This is a genomic window from Melittangium boletus DSM 14713 (assembly GCF_002305855.1).
In the GTDB taxonomy this organism is placed as follows: Bacteria; Myxococcota; Myxococcia; order Myxococcales; family Myxococcaceae; genus Cystobacter; species Cystobacter boletus.
Map to the genome: position 1 here is coordinate 3,448,014 of NZ_CP022163.1, position 17,588 is coordinate 3,465,601.

Below are 17,588 nucleotides of genomic sequence, written 5' to 3' on the forward strand. Positions count from 1 at the left end.
CGTTCAGACCTCCGCCCGCGCGCGGCGCAGGACGACGAGGGTGGTGTCATCACCGAGCAGCCCGGGCGCGCGCACGAGGCGCCGGGCCGGAAAGTCCGCGCGGACGGCCTCGCGGTTGAGCAGCGACAAGCGGCGGCGCAGCGCGTCCGGGTGGGAGAAGTAGCGGTCCTCGCGCCAGAACTGGGACAGGGGGCCCACGGGCTCGTCGCGATCGGGGAGCCGGGTCTCGGACAAGTCCAGCAGATCCGCGACGCCATCCGTGCCGAGCAGCAGGGAATCCACCGCCTCCGTGGGCCGCAGGGCCAGGGGCTTCAACCCCACGAGGCCCGGCCTCAGCACGCCATAGGCGAGGTAGGGCGGCGCGTTGCCCGGGAAGGGCCCGAGCCGATGGACCTCGCCGTTGAGCGCCCAGAGCCCATCCCCCGCGGCGAACACGAGCACATGCTCGGGCGTGCAGACGGCCCCCACCAAGGTGAAGAGCAGCGCGTCGCCCACGGCCTCGGGGCCCAGTTGCCCCACGAGCCCCCCGAGAAAGCCCAGGAGGTCCGCCTCCAGGAGAGAGAGGAAGCCGGGCGCATCCGGGCCCACCCCCTCGGCCAGCAGCGTGAGCGCAGTGTCCACCGCGCGCCACGCCCCGAGCCGCGCACCCACCTCGCTCGCGGCCCCACTGCCACACCCATCCGCGACGACGGCGGCGAGGCCGTGCGCGCTCGCGCGGGTGCGGAAGGCATCCTGGTTGTTGCGCCCCGCCCGGGCGTGCTCCCGGCCCAGGACGGTGGCGGCGGCGGACTCGAAGGGCAACGAGGACATGACACTCCCCGCCCGGACGGACACCGGGCATCCGTGTTCCACGGACACCAACTTAGTGTCACATCAACACCATGTCAACGAGGGCTCACAGCTCGAAGTTGAAGCCGGCCTTCTCCAGTTGCTTGTACTTCTTGTGATCGAAGCGGTAGAGGCGCGCGGCGCGATGGGAGACGTCCTGCTCCACCTCGTCGAGTTCCTCCAGCAAATCCATGGCGAGCAGCTTCTTGCGGAAGTTGCGCTTGTCGAGCTCGCGCTCGAGGATCTTCTCGTACAGGCGCTGGAGCTGGGTGAGGGTGAACTTGGGGGGCAGCAGCTCGAAGCCCACGGGCTGGTAGCGCACCTTGCCCTTGAGCCGTTGCAGGGCGGTGGAGGTGATCTCCGCGTGGTCGAAGGCCAGCTTGGGCATGTCCCAGACGGAGAACCAGGCGGCCTCGCGCGCGTCGGTGGCGGCGTGGACGCGGTGGTCCGACAGCTTCACCAGCGCGAAGTAGGCCACGCTCACCACCCGGCCCCGGGGGTCTCGCTGGGGCGCGCCGAAGGTGTAGAGCTGTTCCAGGAGACCCGGACGGATGCCGGCCTCCTCCTGGAGTTCCCGGCGCGCGGCATCGTCCAGGGACTCGTCCATGCGCACGAAGCCCCCCGGCAGCGCCCAGCGGCCCTGGAACGGCTCCACGCCTCGCCGGATGAGCAGCACCTTCAAGTCCTCGTCATCCAGGCCGAACACCACGCAGTCCACCGTCAACGCGGGACGCGGGTATTCGTAGGTGTGGCTCATCGGCTCTTCCCCTGCTCGTGTGGTTGACCGCCGCACATAGTGTCTCGGCGACACACGGTCAAGCCAGGGGTTCAGGCGTTGGCCACCACCCGGCGCAGCTGCCGCCAGTCCACGAGCCGCACGGACTCCTCGGCCAGGGAGAACTCCAGCGAGCGGCGCAGGCCCATGATGTCGCCGCCCATCTGGAAGGGCACCTCGCGGTTGAAGTCCATGCGCAGGCGTTCGACGAAGAAGTCATGCATGTTGGGCAGCGGATGCTCGCCGCGCCACAGCTTGAACATGCTGCGCGTGGCCTCCAGCACGCCCGCGCCGTAGACGCGCACGGACAGGCGGCGGGGGGCGGCCTGGGCGAAGGGGAACGCCTTGAAGCCGAAGCCGAACTCGGGCGTGGTGGCCGCTCCGGCGATGCCCACGGGCCCGTCGTACAGCAGGGCGCCCGTCTCTCCCCGGGGCATGGGAACCACATGGCCCCGCATGTCCACGGTGAGCGCGGGCGCGCCCAGGTTGTACACCTTCACCCGCAGGTCCGCCTTGCCGAGCATGTGCCGGGGAATGGTGCGCGAGAACAAGGCGCCCATGTATCCGCGCAGGCCCGCGTTCGCCTGGCGCAGGGGCCCGGCCGGGAACTGCGCGAGCTGATCCTTGAAGTCCTGCAGCACCTCCGAGTCCCAGCCCGTCCCCGCGAAGGGGGCCAGGCGGCCCTCCAGCTTCACGAGCGAGAAGGGACGCAGGGGCGGTAGCTCCTCGCCACACGCGGCGAGCTGGCGCAGGGCCACCGTCGGCTTGGGCGCCCCGGTGACCCGGGCCCAGGCATTGCCCGTGCCCAGCGGAAGGACCCCGATGGCGGGCAGGGCCAGTCCCTGCTGCCGCATGGCGTTGATGAGGCCGGTGATGGTGCCATCCCCTCCGCCGGCCAGCAGCAGCGTGGGCGGATTGGGCCGCAGTTGTTGATCAATCCACGTCTGCGCCTCCTCCTGGGAGCGGGTGAGCGCCAGCCGGGCCCGGGGGAACAGGCGTTGGACCATCGCCCCCACCCGTTCGGAGCCACGGCGTGCATGCAGGTTGACCATCACGGCGAGGTTCATGGCGCCCCACTCTTCTCCGTCCATGTCATGGCTTTGTCATGGAGGCTCCGGCCCACCCTCCCGTTGGAGAGAACATGGGGATGGTGTCGCGCGAACGACGGAAGGCCCGGGGGGCCTCCCCGCCGGGCAGCCGGGATGGCGGAGTCCAGGATCGAGACCCCGGGAGGAGGAACCCCGGGGGCCGGATGGAGGTGGACCGAGGGGAGGACACCGTGCCGGGTAGGGAGCCGCGCATCCGCCCAAGGCCCTGGAAAGACAGCGCTTCCGACCGACCAGGGGGGTTGTGGTACCCCAACCCGGTGGCTGCTATCTCCGGCGCCGGTTTCCACCCCCGCTCCCGGAACGGACCCTGCAAACCGGCCTCCCCATCATGACCCTCCCTCCCATGTCGTACCCGATGGTGGTGCTCGCCCTTCTCCTGGGGGGCGCGGCTCCAGCGGCGCCGCGCCGGGCGGTATTCGCCAGCGGTGATTGCAAGGACGCGGCGCTCAGCAGCCAGACCAAGGCCCTCTCCGACACCCTGGCGGCCCGGCCGGGCGAGAACCCCCTCTCGGCCGCGGACCTCACCGAACGCCTGTTCCCCCAACCCTCCGGCGACTTCGAGGACATCCACCGGCAGTTCGAGGCCGCGCAGGGGCAATTCTACGAGGCGCACTACACCCGGAGCGCGCAGCTGCTCGACGAGGTGCTCCGGCAGGTGGTGCGCCTGCCGGTGGGCGAGGCCCGCTGGAAGCTGACCGTGGACACCTGGCTCCTGCAGGGCATGACGCTGCGCTCGCTCGGGCGGGTGAAGGAAAGCGACGAGGCCTTCGGCAACGTGCTGCGGCTGGACGCCGGGCATCAGTTGGATCCGGACTACTACACGCCCTCCACGCGTCAGGCCTTCGACAAGCTGCGCAAGGAGCTGGCGCGGGCGCGCAAGGTGAAGCTGACGGTGAAGAGCACCCTGCCCTCCTCGGAGGTCTTCCTGGATGGCCGGAGCGTGGGCCAGACGCCGCTCGCGCTGGACGTCCTCCCGGGCACCTACGCGCTCACGCTCCAGAAGGGCGAGGCCCTCAGCTTTCCCCGGCGGCTCGAGGTGCGGGGCGAGGAGCTGCCCTTGCTGGTGGACCTGGCCTACGAGGGGGCCTTCTCGGCCACGCCCTTTCCCTGCCTCGCCACCTCCGAGGAGGGAGCGCGAGGCCTGTCGCACGCGGTGCGCCTGGGCGGCTCGTTGGGCGTGGAGGAGGTCATCGTGGTGAGGCTCGAGGGGACGAGCAGCGGGCCCAAGTGGCTCGCCGCCACGGTGATCAACGTGGAAGGAGGCCAGAAGCTGCGCGAGGGAGGATTCAAGACGCGGGGGCTCGACGCGCCGGTGGACTCGCTCGCCGCGCTGGTGGACTTCATCACCACGGGAAAGACGCAGCCGAGCCTCGTCGTCGCCCAGCCGGATCTCCAGCCGCCCTGGGAGCAACCCTCCGAGCCGCGGGCGCTGGCCGTTTCCGAACTCAGGACGGCACCCGCCGGCACGTCCGGCACGCGCGTGGCCTCCTACGTGGCGCTGGGCACCGGGGCGGCGACCCTGGTCGGAGCGGGCATCGTGCGGCTCTCCGCGCAGAGCGAGTGGGCGGAGCTCCAGAAGAACCACCTCAACGCCAACGGCCGGGTCGAGGCGGACGACGAGACGGGCCGGTTCCTCGTGGGGCGGCTGGAGAGGAAGGGGCAACTGCTGACGGGGCTGCTCATCGGCTCGGGCGCGGCGCTCGCCACGGGAGCGGTGCTCTACCTCGTCTCCCCCTCGACGCCCCCGCCGCCCGTGACGTTGGGCGTCATGGCGGGACCCGAGGGCGCGGGCGCCTCCGTGTCCGGGAGGTTCTGAAGCGGCGGCATCGGGTAGCGTGCCGCGCATGAACCTCCTGCTGGCCCTGCTGCTGGCCGCGAGCCCCCCGAGCGCTCCCGGTCCCCGCACCTTCCGCGTCGACTACTTCCACACCGGCAACGCCACCGAGGAGCGCTTCAGCCTCGACCGGCTGGTGGTGGAACCGCTGCCCTGGCCCGGCAGTCCCCGGCGCGCCATCGATGAAACGAACCTCGGCAAGTACCTCTTCGAGGTGAGGGACCGGGAGACGAACCGGCTGCTGTACTCGCGGGGCTTCGCGTCCATCTACGGGGAGTGGGAGACCACGCCCGAGGCGCGCGAGGTGAACCGCACCTTCCACGAGTCCCTGCGGTTCGCCGCGCCGGACAAGCCCGTGCAGGTGCTGCTCAAGAAGCGCGCGAAGGACAACTCCTTCCGCGAGGTGTGGAGCCTGACGGTGGACCCCGCGGACATGTTCGTGGACCCGGCGGTGCCCGCCTCGCCCGGCCCGCTGGTGAAGCTGCTGGAGAACGGCGCGCCCGCGGACAAGGTGGACCTGCTCATCCTCGGCGATGGCTACACGGAGAAGGAGCGCGCCAAGTTCGAGAAGGACGCCCGGCGGCTCGTGGACATCCTCTTCACCTTCTCGCCCTTCAAGGAGCGCAAGCGGGACTTCAACGTCTGGGGGTTGATGCCGGCGGCGCGGCAGTCGGGCATCTCCCGCCCGTCCACCGGCGTGCACCGGGACTCCCCCGTGGGCGCCACCTATGACGCCTTCGGCAGCGAGCGCTACGTGCTCACCTTCGAGAACCGCCGCTTCCGGGACATCGCCGCGTTCGCGCCCTACGAGTTCGTGGAGATCCTCGTCAACGGCAACACCTATGGCGGCGGAGGGATTTTCGGCCTCTACAGCACGGTGGCGGCCGACAGCCTCTGGTCCCCCTACGTCTTCGTGCACGAGTTCGGCCACCACTTCGCGGGGCTCGCGGACGAGTACTACACCTCCGACACCGCCTATGCCCCCAGCGAGGAGCGCGTGGAGCCGTGGGAGAAGAACGTCACCGCGCTCAAGGATCCCACGAAGCTCAAGTGGAAGGACCTGGTGGCCGCGGGCACGCCCCTGCCCACGCCCTGGAAGAAGGACGAGTACGAGGCGCACGCGCGGCAGGTGCAGGAGCAGCGCCGCCGCATCCGCGCCGAGCGCCGGCCCGAGGCGGACATGGACGCGCTCTTCACCGCCCAGCGGGATTGGGAGGAGCCCTTCTTCCGGGCGGAGAAGCACGCGGGCGTGACGGGGGCGTTCGAGGGCGCCATGTACGAGGCGCGGGGGTACTACCGCTCCCAGTTGGACTGCGTGATGTTCACGAGGGATCGGGTGCCCTTCTGCTCGGTGTGCCAGCGCTCCTTGAGCGAGGTCATCGACCTGTACTCGGGCGCGGGCGGCAAGTCCCCCTGAGTCGAGGCTGGCTGCCCTGGGAGGGGGGACTCGGGCACCCAGGGAGTCCGCTACTTGCCTGCTGCCGTCCGGGAAGGACGTCTCCAACCTGACATGAAAAGGAGGCGGACAAACCGATGACGCATACTCAGGAGACGGAGTCCTGGTCTGGCGAGGGCGTGGGCACGAGCGCGGAGTCCTTCCTCGCGCGCATCAACCGCGAGGTTCCCGAATACCCGCCGGCCGATGCGGCGGAGGCGGTCATCTGCGCGCTGTGCGAGCGGCTTCCTGGCGGACTGGTGCAGGAGTTGAGGGAGCAGTTCCCGGAGGATCTGCGTCAGCAGTTCCAACATTGTTGGAAGGAGCGGAGCGCCAACGCGCGCCGGTTCGAAAAGGACGATTTCTATCTGGATGTCGCCGAGCATCTGCAGATCGACGCCGAGCGCGTGCGGTTGGTGCTCCACGTCGTCTTCGCGTCCATCCACTCGCAAATCACCGAGCGGTTGGCGGAGCGGATGGGCCGGGAGATGCCGCCCAACGTGGCCGGCACCTGGGATGCCGCGCGCCGGGCGGCGGACCTGCCGCGTTGAATGCAGTCCCATGGGCGCGGCCCTCCCTCCGGAGGGTCGCGCCCACGCGCGTCCTGTCCTGAACGGATGAGGGTCCTGGAGCAGTAGCGATCCGCACTGGGGGTCACAATATTCCCTCCATTCGATGCGGTGGCGCCTTCGTGTGAAGGCGTCACGCGAACGGGGACTTCATCGCGTGAGTCGTCATCCTGGAGGCGCAGTCATCTACCTGCTCGTGATCCTTGGAGTGACCCTCTCCCCTCCCACGTACGCCGCGGAGCGCGGAATCCGCAACCACCTGTTGTTGATCCACCAGTTCTACGATGCGTCCGACTACGAGCGGGCGCTCGCGCAGATCCAGGTGGCGCGGCAGGAGCGTCATGGGACGGACGAGGATGTCGCGCTGTCGCTCTACGAGGGCATCCTCCTGTGCGAGATGCTCCGGAAGGAGGAGGGCAAGGCGGCCTTCCGCACGGCATTCCTGCTGCGGCCCGACGCGAAGCTGCCCGAGCAGGTATCACCCAAGATCGAAGCGGATGCCGAGGCCATTCGTCGGCAGGTGAAGCGGGAGTTGGCGGAGCAATCGCCTCCCGTCGCCAGGAAGTCCCTCATGCCGGAGTCCAAGCCATCCGACTCCATGACCTCGAGCCCTCAAATTCCCGAACTCACGTCGGCGCCCTCGGGAGCCCGCCGGTACGCGCTGGTTCCCGCGCTCGCGGGAGGCACACTCGCGGTGGCGGGGGGTGCGTCCTGGGGCATTTCCCGCGTCTATCTGAACCGGTTGCGCAACCCCTCGGCCCAGACGAGCGTGGAGGAACTGCAACGAGCAGCCTCTCTTGGCGATAAATGGCAGACAGCGGGCGTGGGGTTGCTGGCCGTGGGCGCGGTGGGCCTGGTCACCGCGGCGGGCATGTACGTCTGGGGCGGGAATGAAAAGCCCTCGGTGGCGCTCGGCGCGGGCCCGAGCGGAGCGTCCATCCTCGTCCAGGGGCGATGGCCATGAGCGGCGTATCGATCGGGACCCGCTTCTTGCTGACCACGACCGCATTGCTGAGCGCGTGGGGCTGTGTGGACTTCAACAAGGCGTTGGATGACGCGACCCACAAGACGCTGGAATGCGCCGGAGTGCCATTGCCCGGTGATGCAGGGAGCGTTCGTGAAGTGTCCACCCAGCAAAGCCATACCCTGGCACTCAGAACCGATGGAACGGTCTGGGCATGGGGAGACAACTCGAATCACCAGCTCGGGGATGGGACGACGACCAGCCGATGTGTGCCCAAGGAGATCCCAGGACTCGGCGGCATCCTGGCCGTGGCCGCGGGTGCGAGGCATTCGCTCGCCTTACGCGGTGGAACGGTCCTGGCCTGGGGAGACATTGGCGCGAGCCAGGAGCCGTCCATTCCCACGGAAATCAAGGGGCTGTCGAACGTGGCCGCCATCGCCGCGGGCGATGGCTATTCGCTGGCGCGGCTCCAGGACGGAACCGTCTGGGCATGGGGAACGAACCGCTCGGGCCAGTTGGGTGATGGGACGACGATGGATCGCGGCGAGCCCAGGCAGGTAGCGGATTTGACGGGCGTCGTGTTCATCGCCGCGGGCAGCACACATGCGTTGGCCTTGACCCAGGATGGCAAGGTGTGGGCCTGGGGAGAGAACGGCGCGGGACAGTTGGGCGATGGCACGAAGGCGGTCCAGACCCGGCCCGTTCTGGTTCGGGGACTACCTCCGCTGACCTACTCCACCGGAAGTGTGTTCTCCCCCCTCGCGGGAAGCCTCCGGCATTCACTGGCAGTAGACGCGAGCGGCAAGGTGTGGGCCTGGGGAAGCAATGACTCGGGACAACTGGGCAATGGGGGCAGCGGTGGCGAGTCCACGAGTCCCCTGGAGGTCACGGGTCTGCGCAACGCCGTCTCCGTCGCCGCGGGCGCGCAACACTCGATGGCGCTGATCAAAGAAGACAATGAAATCTTCTCCTGGGGCGGAGGCGGGGAGGGCCAACTCGGAGCGAGTCTTCTTGTCCAAGACAGCTTCACGCCCGTGAAGGTCCTGGACCTGACCAACGCGCGCTCCATCGCCGCGGGCTACAAGCACTCCCTGGCGGTGACCAGTGAGGACAAGCTCTACTCCTGGGGCGCCTGTGACAAAGGCCAGTGCGGCAATTCGAGCCTCCTCCGCTCGACGGTTCCCCTCTCCGTGCCCCTGCCCCTGCCCTGAAATAGCGCTCACTCCTGCTGGAAGTTGTGCTTGATGATCTCCGTCTCGCCGGGTGACACCTCGACCTCCAGGCTCCTGGTCTTGCCCAGTTCCGGGTTGACGAGCCTCACCGTGTGGCGTCCCGCCGCGACGTCCATGGGTGCCAGGGGCGTGAAGCCAAGCCGCGTGCCGTCCAGGAAGACCTCCGCGTAGGGACGCGGCCGGATGACGAGCGTCCCCGTGCCGACGACCGGAGCCGAGCGCTTGACCCTGGGAGCGGAGCGAGCGGAGGCACTCTTGCGCACGGGAGCGGTCGGCTTCTCCATGGGAGCAGGCTCGGCCGGAGCCTCCACGCGTTCCGGTGGGGAGCCACCCATCGCGACAGGAGGCGTCACGGGCACGATGGGCTCCGAGATGGCCGGAAGCGAGGCGACAGGTCCACGCATGGGGCTCGCGGTCCGCTTGAGCAACATGCCCATGCCCACCGCGAGCAACAGACCCAGCAACACGGCGCTCATCCACCCGAATCGCCTCCGAGAGGAGTACGGCGAACGTTGGAGCTCTCGCGTCCGCTCCCTTTCGGCGGGCCCTGGGGCGCGCGAACTGGAGATCTCCGTCGAGGCATCCCTCTGAGTGACCTCGGTGGTCCGCACTTCCGAGGGCACGGGCGCGACGAGCGAATCAACGGAGTCCGAAGGAGGGCCCGAAGGAGGCGCCTGCACGGGAATGTCGGTGCTCGACGTCGTCTCGAGGATGAGGCGGGCCACCTGTTGCCCCGTCACGAGCTTGCCCTCCGAGACAATGAAGGCCTCCAGGTCCGCCTGGAGGACATGGCAGTCCGGGTAGCGCTGCTCACGGTCCCTGGCGAGCGCCCGCGCGAGGATGTGTCGCAGGGCCTCGGGCAGTTCCGGCCGCAAGCGCTCGGCGGGCACGGGATTCGTGAACAGGATGGCCCCCATCAATCCGGCATCCGAGTCCGATTGGAAGGGCTTCTGACCCGTGAGCAATTCATAGAGCACCACTCCGAGCGCGTAGACATCCGTGCGCCGGTCCAATGGCATGGCGCGCAGTTGCTCGGGAGCCATGTACGAGAGCTTGCCCTTGATGACGCCACTGTCCGTCTTGTGGCCCTGGCCCGTCGCCTTGGCGATACCGAAGTCCACGACCTTCACCGCGCCCTGGCGTGACAGAAGGATGTTGTCCGGACTGACGTCTCGATGGATGAGGCCCAGGAGCTCGCCCGATTCGGGATCCGTGAAGTCGTGAGCGAAGGCGAGCCCCTCACACGCCTGGGAGATGAGCCGAGCACATACCGAGAACGGCAGGGTAAGGCCCCGCGCGGAAGAACGACGGATGAGCGTGCGCAGGCTCGGCCCGTCGACGTACTCCATGGCGAGGAAGTAAGCGCCGTCGGCCTCACCGAAGTCGAAAATCTGCGCGATGTTCGGGTGGGTGAGCCGGGCGGCGAGCATCGCCTCGGTGAAGAACATCTTCACGAAGGCGGGCTCCTCGGCCAGGTGCGGCAGGATGCGCTTGAGCACCAGTACCTTCTCGAACCCATGGGGTCCGGCCGCCTTGGCGAGAAACACCTCGGCCATGCCGCCCGCGGCGAGCTTGCGAACGAGCTGATACTTGCCAACTTGCCTCATCACGCAGGTGCACCCTCCTCCCGCCGGGGCGCCCCGACATCGGGCGGCGCCTCGCCTTCCGCTTGATGTGGGGTTGCTCCCCGGCAAGAAACAGGGAGCGAAGGGCACGAACGGGAGGGAAGCTGTCCGTCACGGCGGAGGGCGGACGGACAGCCAAGCCCTGGAGGCGCTGCTACTTCCCCCCGGGCTCGATGGCGAAGATGAGCGTCACCGTCGCCTCCACCGTCTGCTCCTGCGGCTGGATGGGCGTCGTGGCGGAGGCGTCCGCGCTCTCGGCCATGGCGAGGCGCGCCATGGGGAAGACGCGCACGGGCTCGGAAATGGTGCTCGCGTCCAGGATGGTCCCCAACTTCACGCCGAGCGCCGTCGCCAACACCTGCCCGGACTGACGGGCCCGCTCCACCGCGTCCCGCAGGGCGGCGTCGCGCACCGCGTCCGGCTTGCTCAATCCGAAGCGCACCGAGTCCACCCGGTTGGCGCCCGCCTTCAACGCCACGTCCAGGAACGAGCCCACGCGCCCGAGATCCCTCACGTGCGCCCGCACCGTGTTCGTCACCCGGTAGCCGCGCTGCTTGGGCGCCACGTCCGGGCGCGGCGGGGGCTCGAAGTCCGGAAACACGGCGAAGTTGCTCGTCTCCAGGTCCTTGCGCACCAGTCCCGCCTGCACCAGCGCGGTGAGCACCTTCTCCATCTTCTTCGCGTTGGCCTCGGAGGCGGCCTGGGCCGTCGCGGCCTGTGTCTCCACGGCCAGCTCGAGGAAGGCCTCGTCCGGTGCCGCCTTCGCCTCGCCCTTGCCCTCCACGCGGATCGTCCGCTCCTGCGTCGTGGCCGCCTGGGTCGCCGCCGGGGGAGGACGGGGTTGGGCCAGGGCGGGAAGGGGCAGAGCGAGCAACAGCGCGGAGAGCAGGGCGGCGCGGCGAGACGACGACATGGCGAGAACTCCTCGTTCGACAGGGTGGGGTGCTGCACGTCGGAGGGCAACCTACACTCGTCCCGAGCATCGGTTACGTCTCTTGAATGCCGACGGACTGGCATGTCCGCCATTCATCGCGGACTGTGTCCGCCGTTCGATTGCGGGAGGCCAGGAGCCCTGCCCATCCTGCTCACGGATGGACGTCGCGCCCGAAGAGGGCCGACGAGGCCTTGCACGCTCGAAGGAAACCCACACACATGTCACAAGACAGTCTGCGCTTGCGCGTCCAACGAATCGCGCCCGAGGCAGAAGGCATTCTCTCCTATGAACTCGTCTCTCCAGAGGGCGGTGCCCTGCCCGCCTTCGAGGCGGGCGCTCACCTGGACGTCCAGGTCCCCGGAGGCCTCACGCGGCAGTACTCGCTCTGCAATGACCCGGCGGAGACGCACCGCTACGTCATCGCCGTGCAGAAGGACGCGGGAGGCCGGGGCGGCTCACGGGCCATGCACGAGCAGGTCCGCGAGGGTGACGAGCTCACCGTGAGCCCGCCCCGCTGCTCCTTCCCACTCCTGTACGCGCGCGGCTACGTGCTGGTGGCGGGCGGCATCGGCATCACGCCTCTCCTGTCCATGGCCCGGGCACTCCAGCGCCAGGACGCGCCCTGGCACCTGCACTACTGCACCCGCTCGCCCGAGCGCACGGCGTTCCGCGAGCTGCTCACCTCGCCCGCCTTCGCCCACAACGTCACCCTGCACCATGACAACGGCGACCCGGCCCAGCAGTTGGACATGAAGGCGCTGCTCACCCGGCGCTCGGGCGGCCACCGCCTGTATTGCTGCGGCCCCGCTCCGCTGATGCGCGCGGTGCGCGAGGCCACCAACCACCACGAGTGGCCTCGCGAGAAGGTGCACTTCGAGGCCTTCTCCGCCGAGGGCGTGGGCGCCGTGGGCGCGCAGGCCGACATCGAATTCGAGGTGGTGGTGCGCAGCTCGGGCGCGTCCTACGCGGTGCCGCCAGGGAGCACGGTGCTCCAGGTGCTGCGCCAGAATGGCCTGCGCGTGCCGAGCGACTGCGAGGCGGGCACCTGTGGCGCCTGCATCACCCGCGTCCTCGACGGCGAGCCCGAGCACCGGGACACCTTCCTGCCCGAGGCCCAGCGCGCCGCGCGCTGCAACATGATGGTGTGCGTGTCGCGCGCCCGCTCCCGCCAGCTCGTGCTGGACCTGTAGGCGCGCGAGGCCCACCGCGGCTCACGCCGCCTGGCCAGGCTCCATGCCACTGCGCGCCTTGACCACCCACTCGCGCACCTGCTCGCGCAGTTGCTGCGAGTCGAAGGGCTTGTCCACCCGCGCGTTCTTCACCTGATCCATGAAGGCGCGCGCCGCGGGAGTGAAGGCGCCACCGGTGACGAACACCATGCGGCGGGCCACATTGGGCGCGGCCACCGACAGCTGCTCGTGCAGCTCCATGCCCGTGAGGTCCGGCATCATCAGATCGCAGAGGACGACGTCCACCTCCGCGCCCTTCGGGCCCGACAACAACTCCAGGGCCTGACGGGAGCTCGTCACGACCTCCACGTCGTGCTCGCGCGCCAGCGTGCGCCGCAGCGCGGAACTCACCATCACATCGTCATCCACGATCATTACCCGGCCACGCACGCGCGCACCCTCCTGCTCATTTTGCATCGGACGCACTCCCTGCAGACTTGGGATACGGGCGCCGCCAACCACCCCAGTGTCCCACGAAATGGCGTTGTCCCGCCCGAGGCACCGCCTCGCATGCTCTCTCTCCCGCCGAGCCTTGACCAGCCGGAGACACGCGCCTACACGCCCTCTACCCTACACCCGAAGTGGCGCAAGGGAAGGGGGCTCTGGGAAAACCCGCTCCTGCATGGCCAGGAGGCGTTCTCTTCATTACACCTGCGCACCCCGGGAGAAGATGCGCCGCAGCAGGGCCTCGCCCTCGGAGCGGGGAGGCTCCGAGGACAGGAAGTACGGCAGCGGACGGGACTCGGAGGAAGGAGAACCCGAGGCGGCCGACGGGCGAGCGGCAGCCACCAGACGAACCGGGGACGAGGGATGCGATCGGATCGGGTCGAGCATGAGGGCCTCCTGGGAACGCCGCACTCGACGCAGTGTCCGCTCCGGGTCTGACAATCCAGGCGGAAAGTTGCTCAGGGAAAGCGCGCCAGGAAGGCGCCCAGCTTCGCGCCCGCCTCGCGCGTCGCGGGATCCAACCCCTTGGGCCCGGAGGGCGGCAGTTGCAACGCCAGTTCCACCAGCGCGGGCCGCATCTCCGCCCAGGCCGCTTCGGCCTCCGCCTCCGACGTGAAGAAACGGCGGTGCACGAGCCAGCCGGATACCCCACACGTCAACGCATGGAACGAGCGGGACAGGTCCTCCTCCAGGGTGAGCCGCAGTCCCGCCGGGTGCACCTCGTCCCGGACGATGGTGCCTCCCTCGGCGCCCAGCAGGCCCAAGGTGTGGCCCCCCTCGGTGGGACTCCAATCCCGCTCGTCACTCATGCGCCGTGTGCCTCCCTCGTGGAGCCCACCGTCGCCCACTCACGGCCGGACGACAACCCCTCCCCGTCAGGGCATCCTCACCCAGGTGGCACTTCTTGTACTTCACCCCACTGCCGCACCAGCACGGCTCGTTGCGTCCGGGCTTCTTGTGGAACGCCTTCCGGAGAGCGGCGCGCAAGGGGGCGCCATAACGCCACGCCCGATCGGCCTTCGCGCGCTGCGCCTCGCTCAGCCTCCCCCCCAGGTCGAGGATGGCAACCGCCAGTTCCAGCACCGTCTGCTGGGCGAACACATCCATCACGTCATCCGTCAGGGGATAGTCCTCCAGCATCCGGGCCAGGGGCTCGATCGCCCGCGGGTCGCCGTAGGTCACCAGGTTGACCGCTCCCGGAATCGCCTCCTCCCGAAGCTGCGCCAGGAGCGCCGCGAGGATGCGCTCATCCCGCGCACCACAGCCCGCCAGCACGCGCAGCAACGCGGAGCGCGCGTCCTCGTCCCGCTCCGTCTCGAGCGCCTCCAGGACGACGGGAACCACCGCCGATCCCTTCTCCTCCAGCTCCTGGATGAGCGATTCCTGGAGTTCCGAACCCAGCGCGGTGCGCACGAGCCGTTGCACCAGCAACCCCCACTCCACCCCTTCGTCACCCCCGATCATATGCTCCCCCCTTCCCGGAAGAACCGATGCACTTCCTCCACGAGCACGGGATCTCCCGCCGTCGCGAACTGCTCGGGCAGGGCCGAGAGCACGTCCCAGGCCCCCTGCCACCAGCCCGTCCACGCCTCGGCGCCCAGCAACCCGAGCCCCCGCAGGTACTCGCCCCACGGACGCAGGGAGAGCGCCGTGGCGGCATGCACATGGGGATGCAGGGCGCGCTCCTCGCCCTGACCGCGCACCCACTGTTCCAGGTCTCCCAGCAGGGGCAGGAGCACGTGCTGGGGCCTCAAGTCCCGGCCGCCATCGCCATGGGGACCGGGCAACAGGTGGAAGAGTTCCGGGAAGATCAGTTGCGTGCGTCCCCACGGCCACCCCTGGCGCAAGCGCAGCTCGGGCTCGAAGGACATCACCAGAGCGCGCTGCGCGTCGAAGAAGCGCTCCGAGGGAAGGAGCAACACCTCGTGACCCGAGCGCCGCCGCCAGGACTCCCGGCCGGTGCGCAGCGCCAGGGCCTCCCCCACCCAGTGCGGCACCGCCCGATCGAAGGGCGCCAGCAGCACACCCAATTCTTCCTCGCTTAGCGCCGGAGCCCGCCGCAGCCCCGCGTCCATGCAGGTGAGCACCGCGCGCGTCACGTAGTCCACCCGCGTCCAATCCGCGAGGGATTCGTCCTCGCGCACCCGAGGCCACGCCTCCAGCAGACCCGCCCGCGCCTCCTCCACCCGGCCGCGGTAGAGACACCACTCGGCCAGCCGGGTGACGAGCGCGCAATCCCCCGTCCGCCGCGCCAAGGACACGAGCGCGCCCTTCACATCCCCGCCCGGCAGCCGCAACGCCAGCTCCACCCTCCAGGTGCGCACCGCGGGCTCCGCGTCGTGCACACGAGGGGCCCGCTGCTTCCACACGTCCAGCACGGACTCGAACTCCGCGAACCGGCCGACCTCTTCAAGGGACTCCTCCAGGCGGCTGCCCACCTCGAAGGCGTCCTCCTCGTCGAAGCCCGGATGGCTCGCGGCCTCGCGGGCCAGCACCAGCTTCTCGTCCACGGTGGAGGACTCCCACCGCGCATAGAAACTCAGCGGAAGCCCTTCCCTTGCTCCTCCATCCTGGTCCTCGGTCTCCATGCCATGTCCAGTCTAGACATGACTGGAGACGTTGGCACGCGAATATGACCTTGGCCGTCAGGCACTGGACCGTGCTGGACCATCCACGAATAGAGACTCCAGACGCCCGCCCTCACTCCCTCCAGCGCAGCGCCTTCGCCGTGACGGGCCCCACGCGCACCTCGTCCAGGGATTCGGCCAGGCGACCCTCGGCCTCGCCCAGCGGCACCTCGCCCACCATCACCTCCGCCGCGGGTTGTGGGTAGAGCGGTTGGCGCTCGGGCTCCACCGGCCCCGCCAGCACGAAGTGGATGGGCGAGCCCGGGTCCGCCCGGTAGCGCTCCGCCTCGCGCCCGGCCCAGTCCTCCAAACGCGCCAGCCCCTCCCGCCACGCTTCCCGCACCGGCGCCGAGACCTCGCCCCGCGCGAGCAACACCACCGCCACCTGCAACGGCCGGTTCCACTCCAAGCGCCGCTCCCGCGTGCGGTGGCGTGACAGCCCCCAGAGAGCGATCGCCACCAGCACCCCGAGCAACACCGACACGCGCACCCACTTGGCCCGCGCCCGCCTCGCCCGCAACGCCGCGCACCGAGCGCAGAGCGCCCGACCCTCCGAGCCCCGGCACAGCACACACACCAGCTCGCGGCAGTCCTCACAGGGCAGCTCCGAGGCCAGCCCCGGGTGGGCACCACACACGGCGCGGGACTGGCCCACCACCGGTACCGGCTCGCAGTCCACACCGTGTTGGCGCAGGGCCTCCGCCAGCGCGCGCGCCTCCTCTTCCCCCAGATCCCTGGGCAACACCCGCGGCTCGGCCAACAACTGGCGCGCCGCCTCCAGGGGCAGCTGGAACGCCCGCGCCAGCACCATGTCCGCCCCCCGCGAGCCCGGCCCCTCCACCCTCACCCGGAAGGCGCTCGTCCCGCTCCTCACCCGTGTCCTCCCAGTCGCCGCTCGGCGTCGGCGATCAACTCGCGCGTCAGCTCCGCCGCCGGAAGGCTCCGCGACAACGTCACCCCCTGCCCCGCCCACATCGCCAGGAACCTCGCGTCTCCCCGCGCCGCCGCGGCGCTCCTCAGGGGAGTCGTCGCTCCATGCTGGAGGGGAAAGGGCAGGATGGCGGCCCGAGCCGCGCCCACCTCGCGCGAGAAGTCATTGGCGAGCCCTCGCGCCGGACGCCCGGAGAAGGCCCTCGTCACCACCGTCTCATCCTCGCGCGCGCTCCGCAGGGCCGCCTTGTGGGCCTCGGGGGCACCCGACTCCGGGCAGGTGAGGAACGCCGTGCCCAACTGCACCCCCGCCGCCCCGAGAATCCGCGCCGCGGCGATTCCCCGTCCATCCATCAGCCCTCCGCTCGCCACCACCGGCAGGCCCACGGCGTCCACCATCTGCGGCACCAGGGCGAGCGTCCCCACCAGGGCGTCCTCGAAAGGACCCGCGAAGGTGCCGCGATGGCCTCCCGCCTCGCTGCCCTGCGCGACGATGGCGTCCACGCCCGCGGCCTCGAGCAGCCGGGCCTCCCGCACCGTCGTCGCCGTGCCCATGAGCACCAGGCCCCGCTCCCGCAGCCGCGCGAGCGCCGACGCGGGAGGAATCCCGAAGGTGAAGCTGAACACCCGCGCGCCGCTCTCCAGGACGGCGTCGACCTGCTCCTCGAAGGGCGGCAACGTGAAGGCGGGAGGCTGGGGCGCTCCGAGCCCGAGCTCGGTGTAGTACCGGGCCAGCAATTCCAGCATGGGACCGGCGGCGACCTCTTCTGGCGGAGGCAGCGGCGCGAAGAGGTTGATGGCGTACGGCCGATCCGTGAGTTCCCGCACGCGACGCGCCAACTGCCGCAGGGCCTCCGGCGCGAGATAGCCGGCCCCGAGCGAGCCAAGTCCCCCCGCGTTCGACACGGCGGCGACCATCTCCGCGGTCGAGACACCCGCCATCGGCGCCTGGATGAAGGGATGCTCGACCCCGAGCCGCGCGGCGAGCTGAAGCCAGGGACTGGAAGCGTTGGGCGCGTTCATTCGGTCAGGTCTCCTTGGGCCTTGTTG

Annotated in this window: 17 protein-coding genes and 1 pseudogene; 6 read left to right on the top strand and 12 right to left on the bottom strand. The window is 69.8% G+C overall.

The features are described from left to right. Positions 1–3 precede the first annotated feature (3 nt). From MEBOL_RS14470 to MEBOL_RS14480, 3 genes are all read right to left on the bottom strand, one after another. Complete coding sequence (locus MEBOL_RS14470) at positions 4–810, bottom strand: protein phosphatase 2C domain-containing protein (protein ID WP_095977978.1); 807 nt, start codon at positions 808–810, stop codon at positions 4–6. Positions 811–895: 85 nt separating this feature from the next. Beyond that, the gene (locus tag MEBOL_RS14475; protein WP_095977979.1) at positions 896–1,585 is read right to left on the bottom strand and encodes an NUDIX hydrolase; all 690 of its coding nucleotides are present in this window, start codon (positions 1,583–1,585) and stop codon (positions 896–898) included. Positions 1,586–1,656: 71 nt separating this feature from the next. Continuing rightward, positions 1,657–2,670: a diacylglycerol/lipid kinase family protein gene (locus MEBOL_RS14480; protein ID WP_095982789.1), complete on the bottom strand. Its 1,014-nt coding sequence runs from the start codon at positions 2,668–2,670 to the stop codon at positions 1,657–1,659. Positions 2,671–3,055: 385 nt separating this feature from the next. Between MEBOL_RS14480 and MEBOL_RS14485 the strand changes: the two genes are divergently transcribed. The 5 genes from MEBOL_RS14485 to MEBOL_RS14505 all read left to right on the top strand — a co-directional run bounded on the left by MEBOL_RS14485 (position 3,056) and on the right by MEBOL_RS14505 (position 8,725). Further along, positions 3,056–4,528 (top strand): PEGA domain-containing protein, encoded by a 1,473-nt coding sequence (locus tag MEBOL_RS14485; RefSeq protein ID WP_095982790.1) that lies wholly within the window; start codon positions 3,056–3,058, stop codon positions 4,526–4,528. Between the two features lie 28 nt (positions 4,529–4,556). Then, positions 4,557–5,963 (top strand): IgA Peptidase M64, encoded by a 1,407-nt coding sequence (locus MEBOL_RS14490; protein WP_095977980.1) that lies wholly within the window; start codon positions 4,557–4,559, stop codon positions 5,961–5,963. Between the two features lie 116 nt (positions 5,964–6,079). Further along, positions 6,080–6,532, top strand: coding sequence for a DUF2267 domain-containing protein (locus tag MEBOL_RS14495; RefSeq protein ID WP_095977981.1), 453 nt, complete (start codon positions 6,080–6,082; stop codon positions 6,530–6,532). 175 nt (positions 6,533–6,707) lie between these two features. Further along, positions 6,708–7,514, top strand: a complete 807-nt coding sequence (locus tag MEBOL_RS14500; protein WP_245919762.1) for a hypothetical protein — start codon at positions 6,708–6,710, stop codon at positions 7,512–7,514. Continuing rightward, positions 7,511–8,725 (top strand): RCC1 domain-containing protein, encoded by a 1,215-nt coding sequence (locus tag MEBOL_RS14505; RefSeq protein ID WP_170115510.1) that lies wholly within the window; start codon positions 7,511–7,513, stop codon positions 8,723–8,725. The genes MEBOL_RS14500 and MEBOL_RS14505 overlap by 4 nt, the downstream gene beginning before the upstream one ends. 26 nt (positions 8,726–8,751) lie before the next feature. Here the strand turns inward: MEBOL_RS14505 and MEBOL_RS14510 are convergent. Together MEBOL_RS14510 and MEBOL_RS14515 are read right to left on the bottom strand one after the other, a co-directional pair. Further along, positions 8,752–10,353: pseudogene (locus MEBOL_RS14510) on the bottom strand (protein kinase domain-containing protein); the annotation flags it as partial. Positions 10,354–10,525: 172 nt separating this feature from the next. Beyond that, a complete protein-coding gene (locus MEBOL_RS14515; protein WP_095977984.1) occupies positions 10,526–11,284 on the bottom strand; it encodes an SIMPL domain-containing protein in 759 nt (252 codons plus the stop codon). Between the two features lie 239 nt (positions 11,285–11,523). Between MEBOL_RS14515 and MEBOL_RS14520 the strand changes: the two genes are divergently transcribed. Next, a complete protein-coding gene (locus tag MEBOL_RS14520) occupies positions 11,524–12,495 on the top strand; it encodes a PDR/VanB family oxidoreductase (RefSeq protein ID WP_095977985.1) in 972 nt (323 codons plus the stop codon). Positions 12,496–12,516: 21 nt separating this feature from the next. Here the strand turns inward: MEBOL_RS14520 and MEBOL_RS14525 are convergent, their stop codons facing one another. The 7 genes from MEBOL_RS14525 to MEBOL_RS14555 form a co-directional block, all read right to left on the bottom strand. Beyond that, a complete protein-coding gene (locus MEBOL_RS14525) occupies positions 12,517–12,951 on the bottom strand; it encodes a response regulator (RefSeq protein WP_095977986.1) in 435 nt (144 codons plus the stop codon). Positions 12,952–13,179: 228 nt separating this feature from the next. Beyond that, a complete protein-coding gene (locus MEBOL_RS14530; RefSeq protein ID WP_095977987.1) occupies positions 13,180–13,368 on the bottom strand; it encodes a hypothetical protein in 189 nt (62 codons plus the stop codon). A 71-nt stretch (positions 13,369–13,439) separates the two neighbouring features. Continuing rightward, positions 13,440–13,790, bottom strand: coding sequence for a hypothetical protein (locus tag MEBOL_RS14535; RefSeq protein WP_095977988.1), 351 nt, complete (start codon positions 13,788–13,790; stop codon positions 13,440–13,442). Then, the gene (locus MEBOL_RS42800; RefSeq protein ID WP_095977989.1) at positions 13,783–14,445 is read right to left on the bottom strand and encodes an SEC-C domain-containing protein; all 663 of its coding nucleotides are present in this window, start codon (positions 14,443–14,445) and stop codon (positions 13,783–13,785) included. Before MEBOL_RS42800 ends, MEBOL_RS14535 begins: the two co-directional genes overlap by 8 nt. Next, positions 14,442–15,569, bottom strand: coding sequence for a hypothetical protein (locus MEBOL_RS14545; protein WP_095977990.1), 1,128 nt, complete (start codon positions 15,567–15,569; stop codon positions 14,442–14,444). The genes MEBOL_RS42800 and MEBOL_RS14545 overlap by 4 nt, the downstream gene beginning before the upstream one ends. Positions 15,570–15,681: 112 nt before the next feature. Continuing rightward, positions 15,682–16,482, bottom strand: a complete 801-nt coding sequence (locus tag MEBOL_RS14550; RefSeq protein ID WP_095977991.1) for a B-box zinc finger protein — start codon at positions 16,480–16,482, stop codon at positions 15,682–15,684. Further along, positions 16,479–17,561: an NAD(P)H-dependent flavin oxidoreductase gene (locus tag MEBOL_RS14555; protein ID WP_095977992.1), complete on the bottom strand. Its 1,083-nt coding sequence runs from the start codon at positions 17,559–17,561 to the stop codon at positions 16,479–16,481. The genes MEBOL_RS14550 and MEBOL_RS14555 overlap by 4 nt, the downstream gene beginning before the upstream one ends. Positions 17,562–17,588: the final 27 nt, after the last annotated feature.